Source organism: Hymenobacter sp. 102, assembly GCF_049949205.1.
Lineage (GTDB): Bacteria > Bacteroidota > Bacteroidia > Cytophagales > Hymenobacteraceae > Hymenobacter.
This window is the reverse complement of sequence record NZ_CP188172.1, coordinates 4702555-4715547: the sequence shown is the minus strand read 5'-3', so window position 1 is coordinate 4715547 and position 12993 is coordinate 4702555. Positions and strand designations below refer to the sequence as shown.

Here is a 12993-nt window from a genome sequence, read left to right as displayed (position 1 = left end):
CGTAGGGAGCTAACTCCTGAGAAGACCTTTACATACACCCGCTCACGTGCACCAGAACTGGGCTGGTGGCCTACGTGCTTGCCCCGTTGAAGTCAACATGCCTCATTCTTTCATTTTCACTACGAGTGGGCTATAATACCAGGCTAAGCCCTGAAGCGAAGTAAAAGACTGTTCAGTTGCAGACGTTACGTAAGCGGGATCTGCAGATAGCTAAGGGGCAGTTTGTACGTAACTTCTAACTTCTTCAGATACTCTTCTACTTCTGGGGTAGTGGGGTGAAAGGAAACGATTACTAATTCACGCGACAGGTCATTTGACGTCCAATGGGCATATTCCAAAAGTTGACCTAGTGCTTCCCGAACGCATGCTTTGATGTGTGGATACACCTTCACCTCGTAAAAAACCAAACTCCCGTCTGGGCGCTTTCGCACGACATCAATCCGAGTGCCATATGGTTCGATAAAGGCTTCACTGCTGATAGTCTGTCCTGCATATTTTTGTTTAAGCCACGTAAATAGTTGATCCTGCACTTTATCGTGCAGGCCGGCCAACTCTATCTGTTTTCCTTGAGTCTGGCGTTGGCGGGTAGCCTTCCGCTTTTCAGGTTTATCCTTGAAAATGACGTGTGCGCCTTTTTCTTCTTTTGATTTCGATTTGACAGGCGGCTTCCTGTAATCGTTGAACAATTTGTAGCGGACACTGGCGGTCCATTCACTGATATCATCAATCAGCTCCAATCCATCGGCGGTGTCCGGGCGCTCTACATCTTCTGGCCGAAACCTTACATTGAATGGCCCCGGTGCATAGCTGCCCATTTCAATATTGCCAGTCCCACCGGCCTCGACAATCTCCTGCTGCATATCATCCCGCCACCCGTTCCGGAGATAGACTCTCTCCGCCTTCTCTCGCTCCTGCTTTGTAAGGACATGAGCATTCATGAGGCGTCCTACATAGTAATACTCTTTCGTTGCATCGTTTCTGGTGAACAAGCGAATATTGAAGCTTCGTCCTGCATGCGTAGCTTCTTCGTTGACGCTATTTAAGGCTTGTAGGAATCCGTAGTGATAGCCATCAATCAGCCGTTCGTAATCAAATAGCCATTCCTCCGCGCCAAACCCCGCAACATGGCCACTTTCGTGACTGGTAGCGGTGGTACTTTTGCCAACCGGTCCGGAAGGACGCTGCCAGCCCAACGTGTTCCAGCATACGCGGGCGAGCTTGTTTTTACCCGGCTCCTGCCCGTGCCATACATGGGCAATTGCCTGCTCGTAAGTAGCGGCATGTTTTGCCATGAATTGTTTAGTCGCCTTAACTAGCCGCTTCCAGTCCCACTCCTCTAGATCCGCCATCGTTACGCCAACCCATTTAGATTGGGGCGCAAGTTTCTGCTGGTAGTCATCAAAGCGAGCAATCTGTTCCTCGTTTAGGGCGCCAGTGCCAGCTCGTCGACAATCCAGCTTCCAGCCTAGCTCTTTCGAATGCCCATCCACGCCAACGGTAAAGAACACGCCGTACTGGTCGTGGTCAGGACGTAGCAGGCGTGCCCACGTGTAGAAGCGATAGACCTTCCGCATTCGCTGGCGGCCATCGGCTCCACGTTTAGTCTTCCCGGCCTGTTTGGTTACGGAGCGCCGGCTGATCATTTTTAACTCGTCGGTAGCCAGCAACTCTCCCCAGTGCTTGGTTTTGGCCCAAACGGTATCCTTTAGCTCACTCTCAATCTGCTTGTCCCGTTGAGAACCTTTGTACTCCTTATCCGCATAGGAATGTAATAATTCAAGGTCTGATTCCGTAAAGAATTCCATACTTTAGATTAGTGGGAGGTAAGCTGCAAGCCAGCTGCTACTAGTGCCCTGTTCCAGGCCAACGAGCCCCTAGCCAACAGAATATCTGTTCTTAATTAGAAAACTATTGCTCGCATAGGGACATTCTGAATGATCGTCCGTCGGTGTTGTTCATTTTACCTAAGTAGCACTTTTCTGCTGCTGCCTTAGTCAAGACACAGGATGCCGTTTGCTCCCCATCCGTGTACTCAATAAGCCTCATTGTACCATCCTGCTCCAGTTGCCCTTCTAAACGATATACTTTAGATGGGCGACTAAGGTAAAAGTAAGAGCCAGAGATTTCGTTATTGCTTATTTTAATGTCATAAGCAGTAGTAAGTTTGCCAACGTTGCCTGTATATCTAGTGGTTAACGCAATTTCTTTATCTTCAGTATATTCTAAGGTGTCATCTGCATTTCGGTTCTGAGAAGGATCAGAAAGTGGAATATCAGCAGTCATTGTACTAGATGTCGATGGCTCTGATACGTAAGAGTTATCAGCTGTATTAGATTCATAGTTGTTGCTTGATGAGTAAGAATAATCTGATTTCCTCCTCCAGTTGAATCCTTTTCCGCTACACGAAGCACAGGGGTTTCCTTTAGTATTAGGAATAAGAGCTAAATCGCGCAAGTAGCGGCCTGTTCCTTCGCAGGTTGAGCAGGTTAATCCCCTTTCATAACCTTCAGGAGCTGATTCTTCCGTAGATGTCGACGTGGAGGACGAGCTATCATTGGAGCAGCCATCAATGAGGAAAGCAAAGACAACAAATGAAATAGTGGTCTTGAGTAATGTTTTCATATTGGTAAAGATAGTTGCTAAACCTTACAGATAATCACTAAAGACATGTATATTTTTTTATCTTTAATACATTGACAAATGAGATGATAATTTATTTTATGGGGCTATTTTTGTAATCAGATTCGATAATTAAATATCAGATATATGTCAAAACAGTCCAATCATTCATTGGTGATTGAACTTCATGTTTGATTATTAAATTGACTATTATTAGGCTGGTATTTGCTGATAAAGCATGTTTTTATCTATCTACTCAGTAACATAGTGTTTGAAAAAACAGTTATTATTGTGATAAATCAAGCGAATTGCGATATTTGTGGATATGTTTAAATGACTTGGGAGCTAAAAAAATACTTAATGGGGTAGTTTTATATAGAGAGAATAAGTAACTCATTCTCGGGTCGAATATCTGATTTACTGAGCTTCATTCTAAAACCTGTGCAATAGGCTGCAGTTATCGAGGTGCACGCTAACTTGTGACATATTCTAGCGTTCTACTTGCCTGCTTCCTCTAGCTGTTACTGTTAGTCTTTCCTGATGCCAGATAACCCTCTATTTGAGCTTGATTTTGCTTTACAACGCGCTGCCCGATTAGTGCTGGCCAAGAAACAGGCTGTAACTACGCTGCTGGAGTGGGAGTTGGGTATTTCGCGTCAGGAAGCCGCCTTACTAATGCAGGCGCTAGAGAATGCAGGAATCATTGGGGCGCCAAACTCACTTGGAGCGCAGCACGTCTTGGTAAGCAGCGAAGCCGAATTAGAACAGTTGCTGGCCACTCCTCACGCCGCTAGGAAGAACCGGGATGCACCAGATGCTACAGCGGATGATTTCTCGGTGCGCGAGTTATTGGCGTACTTCCACCCGGTAGCAACGACAGAGTCCCGGCAGGCTCGTGCGAACGAGGAAAGGCCGCCAACCGGATTTGTTGTCCCCCCCACACGAGATCCATTGTACGGCGAAGCTGTGCAGCTCGTCGTAGCTGCAGGCAAGGCGTCCCCCACGCTGCTTCGGCAGCAGTTACGCGTTGGCGATCCCCGCGCTCGACGGATTTTAGCGCAGCTAGAGTTTGCACAAGTTATCTCGCCTGCGGCTACGACCGGTATTCGCCAGGTACTTATGACCCCTGGTGCGCTTGCGCACTACCTCAGTCAGTTGCTGCCACTTGCCGCGGCTGAAGCTAACCCCGTATACAGTCAGATTGATTCCCCAGCCGGTAGTTCTGAGCCGACGGTCGCTCCGTCTGTTTTACCTGCTGCTGCTGCTGTCATTCCGACACTAACCGCATCGCCGGCGTATTCCCAATCTGCTGATTCTCCATCGCAGGCGGCCCAACGACCATCTAAGACAGTAACTGAGCAACCTATTGCTGCGCAGCCAGAGCCGAACATCCGAATGGGATTTGTGCTGCTGGGTCTGGGCCTAGTTTTGATTCTGGGAGTAGCGTGGGGTGGATACCGAATGGTTAAAAGTGTATTCACCAGCCAGCCGGCTGCGATGGCAGTCGTAGCAGTCGGTACGCGTCCATCCACGACCGCATCAGCGACAGCAGCCGAACCAGTGCGCCAGCGTACGCCCGTGTCTATCGTGGAAGACACTCTGTCGGCTGCCCCAGTAGTTCAGGACAGTGCAGCACAGGTGCTGGCCACGCAGCCCGCGGCGCAGCAAGATACCGTTGCAACCAGTTTGCCATCGCGTCCGGTCCCTAGTCGGGCACGGGTAGAAACAGTGCGCCGGCCGGTAGTAGCGTCTAGGGCGGCTAACGCAGCTGCTAGCCCCGCGGCGCGACCCGGCGGGGATGGGCCGCAGCCACTGCAACTTTCTGCAGTAGTAGTCGCGGCTCCGGAGCCCGGCGATTCACCCGCTAAGCAGAAAGTGCGGCAGGTACTGGCCGCCTTGTACGCCGACCTGCAGGCCCCGCCTTTCGCGGCCGAGAACCATTTCGCGTCGCAGGTGCAGCGGTACAAGAATTTAACCAACACCACGCCCGCCGCCATCCACGTTTACTTGCAGGAAGGACATTTCTCGGAACGCCGCGATGCCGTTTTGCAAGTTGAACCGGGTTCGCTGCGAGTTTCTGAGCCAGTACGCGATGGGTCCCGCCACCTGCAGTACGTCGAGGTGAGTCGGGCGTACTTGGTGCACGGGCGCCGCTACCAACGCACGCGCACCAGTATCCGGGCTACCATGGATGCTCAATTTCACCTGATCCTGCTCAAGCCCGAGCAACTGCTGGAAGAAACCCTAGAGTAATGGGTCGAGTGCCTACAGCTTCTTTACATGCTTGGCTGAGACCCAACCGAAGGAGCCATCGTAGTTTACTTCGTACCAGCGCTCCATTGGACCAGCATCCGTTTGTACGGTACTGTCAGTTATAACCTTAATGGTCTCAAAGTAGGGAATCTTGGCCGCTACCTCCGCCGAAGTAGCCGGCTCTTCACGCATGTTTAGCCCGGTTTTAGAAGTGACGCGCACGGAGTAGAGGGTGGGCCGGGAATGCAGGGCTATCCAAGCAGCCATTGCCCCGAACACGTAGCTACCGCCCCACCATAGCACGCCCAGTACCGCCAGCCATTTCAGCGGGCGCTTGAATCGGGCGACAAAGTAACCGAGTCGGAATGCTGAGCCGGGGGGGGATTGCGGCGGCCGCACGGGCGCTTTCGGCGCCGCCGGCCGCGCGGTGACGGGGGCTGCCGGTCGGCTCGCTACAGCCGCTGGCTTGCTGGTGGCTGCCGGCCGGGCAGTTGGGGTTGTTTTTGCGGGGGGCGGTACGGCGGCGGGCGCGGTAGCCCGCGGCGCGGCTGGACGAGGAGTGGGCGGAGGGACTGGCCGGGCGGGCGGGGGAGCCGGGCGGGAAACGGGGGCCGGGCGTGGTGGAGCTGGCCGCGGTGGGGCGGGAGTGGGTTCCAGCGAGGCGTCGTATTGCGCTCGCCGAGTTGGATCTAGCAGCACGTCGTACGCTTCTTCCACCTCATCGGGCAAGCGAAATGCCAATGGATTCGCCTGCGAAGCCGCGATCTGCTGGTACGCTTCATGAATTTGCTCCCGGGTGGCTGAGCGAGCTACCCCGAGTAGGTCGTAGTGCGTTTTCACAACAAAGTCAGTTCAAGGCGCTCTTCCGCACCAGCTCTTACTTGGTTAAATTGGTGCAGAGCTGCGTCAGCGCATCTCGGATGGGGAGAAAGAACAGGGGCTGCGTGAGTTTGCGTTGATTCTCACTTTTGCCAGCCAAATCCTTCGCCAGGCGTTCAATGCCCGCATCGAAACTGTCCTCCAGACGCTGGTGCATAAAATCATACACCACGACGGGGTCGTACTGGATTCGCATCTTTTCGATGATATCCGTAACCTCTTCGTTACGCAGCATAAACTGCAGGAACGTGTGCACGTTATCGAGCACGCCCTGGCGCAGGCTTGTCGCCTCACTGAGCAGGGTACGCTTGGGCAGCTCTTTGCCGTCCTGCGGACGATAGCCAGCAAAGTACCCGCCTTCCTGCTGATCGGCAGGGTCAGGCTTGTTCTCCGCCATCCACAAGGCCGCCCCGTAGGCCGTGATTTCCTTTGGTTCGGGAGCCAGCTTGAGCAATTCGTACGGGTTGCTAGTTTCCGGCATCTTGGCGCCCGAGGAGAATTCCAGGATGCGCCGCGTGAGCTGGGTGAGCTGCTGCAGGCGAACATCTGGGTCAAGCATGCGCAGGTATAAGCTACCCTTACCGCTAAAGGCCAGGTAACGCGGTAGGGCTAGGTTATAGACCTTGCAGGCCTGGCCGATATAGTAGATAATAGCCGCGTAGTGCAGCAGCAGCACGATGCGCAGGTTGTGGGCGCCGGCGATGGTTTCGGTAAACTTCAGCTTATCGTACGTGAACAGCAAGCTGATGATTTCCGTGGACGGGACGGGCGAGGTCGTATTCGAGCGCGAAGCCGCCGACTCAATGACAGCCCAGGCCGCCTTAGTGGCTTCCTGCCGACCAAATCGCTGCCCCAATACCTGCTTCATGTAATAGCGCAGGAAGCCATTTTCGAGCTGCCCGGCCCCCGTGGTTTTGTCGCCCCACAGCACGTCGCCGGCAAACTGGAAGGAAAGCGCAGCCTTCGTTACCGGACTCTTACCGGGCGCCGTGCCCTCCAGCAGCAGGATGTCGGTGGTGCCGCCGCCAATATCAACGGTTACCACGTTTTTGGTGTCCGAGGGCACGATGCGCTTATCATCACCGGGTAGATTCGCGTACTCTGAGCTGAGGTACTCGAACGGTGCCCAGGACTCGCTCAACGAGCGTATCCGGGTTGCCGCTTCATAAGGGCTCGAGGCGAATACGCGGCTAAATTCTTCTAGCCAGATCCCGTTGAAGGCGGCTTCGTCCATTAAGCTCAGCGGCCGCGACCATACCAAGCGCGTTTTGTGCACGTCACCACGGTTCAAGGCCACCTCATGCTTAATTAGCATTAGTAGCTCGCGGAAAAAGGCGCGCAGCCGTTTGTTGCCCAGCGAACTTGCCCCGCTAGTCTCCCATTTAAGATTCGTCTTATAGGTGCGGATAGCCTGGTTTTGGTCGGTTTCCTGGTCATAGGCGTGGTAGAAACCGACGTTGATGTCACCAAATAGCATCCAATCGCCCCCGTCCAGGAAGGACGGAGCTTCGCAGCTGACCGTCCGCAGCGGAAAGGAGGCGATGGCTCCTTTGGAATTAATCAGCCCCGGAACAAACTCCCGGTGCAGCACGGTTTGCAGCGCGGCCAAGAAAGCGGCAACGGCAGTCTTGGTAGAAGCTTCTTCGCCCTCGGGCGTTATCTCGCGCAGGGATTTGCTGAGCGTGACGCTCTGCCGGTCGGTTTCCTCCACCCGCAACGGCACTGGTACACGGTCCTGGTCGGTGACGTAGGCTACGTGCGTGCTGGTCGTACCGAAATCCACACCGAACGTAAATTCACGCCCACCGCCCAGGGTCGTAGGTGTTCCATCTGCCTTGGCGTACCCCTGCCACCGGGGCACGAGCAGTGAGGTGGCGGCCGGGGCCTCGGGGCGCACCGGGGCGTGCTCCAACTGAATATAATCGAAAGCGGTGTTTTCGATCTGGTAATACACCGTCGTGGGCAGAGCCTCGGTTTGCTTGGCCGGATCGGAAGACGTAGTGGAATTGGACGGTTCCACGCGGCGCGTCCGCAGCTGACGCCAGTATCCGGGCTCCTCGCTGGGCTCCGCTAGCGCCGCGCCCCGGTCTTCCACGGGCGTAGTACCGTTATAGAAGGATAAGCGAGCCGGCTCGTGCGGGGCATTATCCGCCACCTGCACAAAATACAGGTTATTCAGGCTGCGGTCGTCCTCGCCGGTGAAACGCAGGAAGGGAAACAGGGCCGCGCCTAGCTCGGCATATACTTTACCCCCTTTATCCTCTTTCTCGCCCGGACCCACGGCAATGGCCGGCTGCAGATCGCGCAATCTTGGGGCGCTGGCGGAGCGGACGGTATACTCGCGGGTGTAGGTCGTGAGCCGGTCGCGCTGCCGCGGGTTGCGGCCCACGGGAATCGAGAGGGTCACTACTACCCGGGTAGGGTAGATAGTAAAGCTCAGGTACTGATCGAGGTCCGCGGGCAAAAAGTACGTAAACCAGCGCTTGCGAAGTGGTAACAAGAACCGGAACGGGTGCTGCTCGGGCGTTGCGCCGCCGGCCCACTGCACCTTGCCGTAGTAGAAGCGCTCGGTGTCAGCCTCGTACGGCAATTCAACCAAATACTCTTCCAGGAAGTCGTTAACTGTCAGGAATGGATACTTTGTACCAATCGTCTCCAGTACGCGCTCCTCCAGATTATCCTGGGCGTAACCCCAGGCAATTTTGGTGCGGTCGTCCGCCGATGTACCGTTAAAGTAGTTGGTGGTGCGCAACTCATCGTGCCCTGGCTTGAGCACGAGCGGGGGGCGCCCCGTCTGCGGCAGGGAGGGATTCGCCACCAAAAACCAGTCACTGGTATCGCGCTGATCCGCGAGCCGCTGCAGGAACACGCCGGTTACGGCTTCGACCCGGGAGGCCGCCGTGTCTTCCAGTTCCTTGAACTGGTTTTCCAGGTGATTGAGTTTGTCCGTGTCGTTTTCCAGATCGTTGTAGACCTGCTGGTTCAGCGAGTCGTACATGGCTTTGCAACGGGTACGCAGGGACGCGTTGCGGATAAAGAGCCAATAAATGTATTCCTGAAAAGCTTGCGGGCGGCGGCTAAGCGAGATAATCTCCGCGTCAAAGTAGAAGCCCTGGTTGCCTCCTGAGCTGCGCCGCTGCACTTGCAGGGTGCGCAGCTTCGCTACGTCTGGCTGCACGAACACGAGCGTCAGCGGGGAGGTAGCCCCCAGCAGCAAGCGCTCGTTGGTGGCCGTATTGACGGCCCAGATAAGGTAAATCGTTCGCAGATCCGCAAACTGACTGTCTTGCAGAAATAATCCCAGGGTATCCCCCAACAGACGGGAGCGGGCATTGAGTCCCTTATCGGTGAGCGCGGTGAGCTGTTCGTCCCGGCGCCACGAAGTGAAGTCAATGCGGTAGGCATCAGTGGGGCGGCTGAAGAACAGCAGCTGTAACAGGTCCCAGCACTGGGAAACTAGCGCGTGCGAGTGCGTATTGCCCTCCGGATTGTTCTTGACGAATCGGAAAGCAGCTTCCAGCAAGTGTAGTCGGCCAAAAGGCGTCGGAATGGCCGTGGAGGAGCGCTTAGGAGCACCTTGGATATCTTCCGGCAGACCATTTTCCAACTGGACAGAGTTGATTTCACCCGTGCGGCGCCAGCCAGTAAATTCGTCGCGTTGACGGTTAACGACAGTTAATATAGTTCTAGGCATACAGTAAGAAAGGGAGGAGCGCAGGCCGCCACGTGAAGATCAAGAAGGGGATGAGGCTGGACGAGGCCGTTAGTTAAGCCAGGGCAGGGCCCGGCTATGTTCTTTGCTTAGCAACTCCTGGGAAGTGTCATGAAATGCTTTCAGGAACACGCGCGGCCCGTCGTTGTCAGCCACTTGCTGGCGGATGGCCGCGTCTAGTTTGGCCCGCACGTGCTTGCGCCCGATTTGATCCGTGTTGAGAAAACCCTTCTTCAGTTCGTGGCCGGTGATGAACTTATCAAAGTCATTCTGGTCGATGTTGAAGGGCGAGAAGCTGCGGCTGTTGCGGGCCAGCTCCCGCAGCCAGGCAACAAAGCCGCCATCCTGCGGGCGTTCACCCACGTTACCGGGTCGATCCAGGTCAAAATCGTACAAAAAGCGCCGCAGCTCTTTAAAGAAGACGCTCTGGTTCCACGCCCGGGATGCACCCGTGAACTTGGCGTAATCGGCCGATTGGGTATCCTCAAAGTGATGGGCCAACCACATGGACAGAAACTGAAACCGGGCCAGCGGACCGCCAACCTGCGAAAGGGTCTGGGAGGCATCCAACGAGCTAAAGGTCATCTGAGCCTCGTCCTCGGCACTGAATTCAAAGAAGTTGTCGTTGCGTTGCAGTTCCTCCTCGGTGAGCTGGGTAAAATTGACAACGGCCAGGGCGCCAATGAGCTCGACGAAGTGGGCGTCGTTGCGCTGCGTAGCTCCGCCCTCACTGTTGCGGGTGAGGTGAGTGCTGCGGTCGCCCAGGTAGTACAACGCGTTGAGCTGGTGCTGTCCATTGGGACTCTTTAGGCCTTGCTCGTAGTAGGAGAGGGCCGCTTTCGTCTTGGTGTTGAACAAGGACGAGTCAATGGCACTTTCCTCGCTGGGCTCTAGCTTAAAGTAAGGCAGGAGCGTCAGTGCACCGATCTTGGCCTGGGTCAAGCGTTCGCCGGCCCCGGCGAACACGCTGGGACTCGTGCGCATGTTCTTGAGCAGAATAGGGAAACCGGCAGCTCCCGTGCCCCCGAAAATGGACGTGGCAAAGAAGATGCGGTCACCGGGCTGAAAACGGGCGGCAAAGTGCTGCAGCTCCGGGGCGTTCTTGAGCTGATTCAGCACAATGCTGCCCACGTTTGGACTGCCTTTGAAGCCGACTTCTAACGACTCCGACAAGCTAGCCGGGTCAAACAACAGATCCACCAAGGCCCGGCTCTCGGCGGGGAGCGTATTCTGCCCAAGCCAGTCGCGCAGCTGCAACTCCATGTCCGTGAAGGCAAATTCGTAGGAGTTGTTGATGGCCGGGTTGGGCTGACCATCGGCATTCACGCCCAACGTGACGATTTCGGTGCCGAAGAACTGCCCTTCGCCTGGGCCTTTTTGTTCCGTGCTTTTCTCGGCGATTTCGCGCCGAATTGCCTGGTAGGTTTCCAGCAGACGGATCGTGCGCCGTTTGTCGGCATTAGCCGCGTCCGGATCGATCACGAACGGGACCACCTTGTTAAACCCGTGGCCGAGCTTGACGCCGGCCGCCAGCAGCATGGTCAAGGAACGAATAATGCGCGAGCCGGAGCCGCCAATTCCAAATAAGTACAGAGTAGCCATCTACAAACTGAGTAGGCGATAGAATAGCAGTTAAGCCCCAGCCAGGGGCTTAACCACAGGAAGTAGTCAACAGCAAACGGGCGTATTAGCTAAGCCAGCGTACAGGCGTTGTGCGCGCGCTCACGGACGCCCATTTAATGGCGAACGACCACAACACAAAGAAAAAAGCGCCTACTAGGGCATTGACAAACACGAAGCCCCAGCCGTAACGATTGTAAGCGGCCTGATCCAAGCTGCTGAGAATTAAGTCTTGCTCGCTCATGGCCTGAAATACGACCGATTTAGCTTGCGTGTAGGCAAACACACTGGACGCTACGGCGGCTAGTCCCATGACGAGCAGCCAGTGTTTGGTTTTAAAGAAAGAGGTGACCAGCAGCCGATTCAATACTAGATAGAACAGCAGGGCAAGGCCCAGACCAGCCACAAACGCGGTAAATAGACCTACACTCGGAAAAACACCTTGGCGGTAAGTTGGAATAAGCGAAGCGGGCGTAGCACTACCCAGAATGGCTTCGTAAAGCGAGGTGAAGAACTTTTGAAACATAGGAAGAAAGGGGAAAAATAGAACACGACGCATTGTTGCGCGTACGGACTCTAGTCCAAACGCAGTGCGACTGGCGCCTGCCACACGGGCGCGGTGGCATTAGTTTTTCGGGTGAAGGCATCTTGAGCACCTTGTAGCACCTCCGTTAACCGGAAGGTTTTGCCACCCTGCTGCGCAATATTATCGTCGTTAAGGGTCGAATAGGCAGCCACCCAGCCAGGGAGAGCGGTGCCAGTGTTAGGCAGCCGCAGGGTGATGATGGCGGCAGCCTCGCTGCTGGGTACTTTGGAGACGCTAACTTGCGCAAAGTGCGTGTAGCCCTGGCGGCTGGCCGCCGCCGGCAGCTTCGGTGCGCCTGCCTCGCCTGCTTCCCAGGTGCGCTGCAGTTGGGCATTGGTGGTGGCGGGGTCCAGCTCGAGAGCGGTGGCCGTGAATTGCTCGCGGACGGCTTTAGGCAGCGCGTGCAAATCCAAGCCAACCACGAAGCGAGCTGGCTCCTGCTTGGATAGGTCCGAGAAGACCACACCAGGTGTGCCGGGGCTTGTGTTGGGTTCCACAAACCAGCTGCCCTGCGCCTCGTAATTGGTGAGCACCCCGTGCGGTGGAGTCTGGGCGGCGTGATTAAAGTGAACTTGCGGCCGGTCGGCCAACGAGGCTAGTAGCTGCGCGTTAGCCTGCGCTACTAGCGCTGGCTCACCCAAAACCCACACGTAGTAGGGGATCTTGCTGCCGCGCAGCGCCTGCGCTTTGTGGCGGGTTCCCGGGTAGAAGTTACCGCGAAATTCAGAGGTACCAGCGTATACCGATAAGGCCAGGGGAGCCGACGAGGTTAGCGCCTCCTTGACGTCAGTGCGCACGCGCCAAACCTGTTGCTGGTCCTGCGGACCGTAAATGAAATCCGACACGATGATATTCACGGTGCCCGGCGCGGCGGCCTGCATCTTGACGGCCTGGCGCAACATCTCCGGCATCTCGGTGCCGGCGGCATATTGCGGCGCCCCCTGGCTTACCACCTTACTCAGGTCAGCATAGGTGGTTTGGCGCAGTACATTGCCACCCGCTGTTTTGGCCTGCTCAACGAAGTAGTAAGCGGAAGGCGTTTGGGCCTGCACGTCCGAGAGCAGAGCCGTAATGGTTTGCTGGAAATCGCTACCCGACTCACCGGGAGCGTTGGGATGCACGAATCCGGCCATCCCTCCGGAGAGGTCAACCAGCACATTTACGTGGCGAATCTTGTCGGCCGTAACGGCCTTCGTGGCCCGCGGTTTTTGCTCAGTGGTGGCTGTCGGTTGGCTCGGCGCGAGGTCCCCGCAACTCGAGGCTAGGAACAATACCCCAGAAACGAATAAGGCACCGTTCGTGCGTAGAATAGAAGTGGTCAATA

The 12993-nt window shown here is 55.7% G+C and carries 8 protein-coding genes and 2 pseudogenes; 2 read left to right on the top strand and 8 right to left on the bottom strand.

The window, feature by feature from the left end; genetic code table 11:
• Positions 1 to 185: 185 nt before the first annotated feature.
• Positions 186 to 1805, bottom strand: coding sequence for a hypothetical protein (locus ACN19L_RS20395; protein WP_426491286.1), 1620 nt, complete (start codon positions 1803 to 1805; stop codon positions 186 to 188).
• A gap of 103 nt (positions 1806 to 1908) precedes the next feature.
• Positions 1909 to 2622: a hypothetical protein gene (locus tag ACN19L_RS20390; protein WP_426491285.1), complete on the bottom strand. Its 714-nt coding sequence runs from the start codon at positions 2620 to 2622 to the stop codon at positions 1909 to 1911.
• 537 nt (positions 2623 to 3159) lie between these two features.
• Between ACN19L_RS20390 and ACN19L_RS20385 the strand changes: the two are divergent.
• Together ACN19L_RS20385 and ACN19L_RS20380 are read left to right on the top strand one after the other, a co-directional pair.
• Positions 3160 to 3732, top strand: a pseudogene (locus tag ACN19L_RS20385) (DNA translocase FtsK); the annotation flags it as partial.
• A 762-nt stretch (positions 3733 to 4494) separates the two neighbouring features.
• Entirely contained in the window at positions 4495 to 4872 is a 378-nt protein-coding gene (locus tag ACN19L_RS20380; RefSeq protein WP_426493622.1) for a hypothetical protein, read from the top strand.
• Positions 4873 to 4884: 12 nt separating this feature from the next.
• Here the strand turns inward: ACN19L_RS20380 and ACN19L_RS20375 are convergent, their stop codons facing one another.
• The 6 genes and pseudogenes from ACN19L_RS20375 to ACN19L_RS20350 form a co-directional block, all read right to left on the bottom strand.
• A complete protein-coding gene (locus ACN19L_RS20375; protein ID WP_426493609.1) occupies positions 4885 to 5139 on the bottom strand; it encodes an SH3 domain-containing protein in 255 nt (84 codons plus the stop codon).
• A 408-nt stretch (positions 5140 to 5547) separates the two neighbouring features.
• Positions 5548 to 5712 (bottom strand): annotated as a pseudogene (locus ACN19L_RS20370) (DnaJ domain-containing protein); the annotation flags it as partial.
• A gap of 37 nt (positions 5713 to 5749) precedes the next feature.
• A complete protein-coding gene (locus ACN19L_RS20365; RefSeq protein WP_426491284.1) occupies positions 5750 to 9445 on the bottom strand; it encodes a hypothetical protein in 3696 nt (1231 codons plus the stop codon).
• Positions 9446 to 9514: 69 nt separating this feature from the next.
• On the bottom strand, positions 9515 to 11065 hold the full coding sequence (locus ACN19L_RS20360; protein ID WP_426491283.1) for a hypothetical protein: 1551 nt from the start codon (positions 11063 to 11065) through the stop codon (positions 9515 to 9517).
• Between the two features lie 85 nt (positions 11066 to 11150).
• Positions 11151 to 11609, bottom strand: a complete 459-nt coding sequence (locus ACN19L_RS20355) for a hypothetical protein (protein ID WP_426491282.1) — start codon at positions 11607 to 11609, stop codon at positions 11151 to 11153.
• Positions 11610 to 11659: 50 nt separating this feature from the next.
• Positions 11660 to 12940, bottom strand: a complete 1281-nt coding sequence (locus ACN19L_RS20350) for a hypothetical protein (protein ID WP_426491281.1) — start codon at positions 12938 to 12940, stop codon at positions 11660 to 11662.
• Positions 12941 to 12993 lie beyond the last annotated feature (53 nt).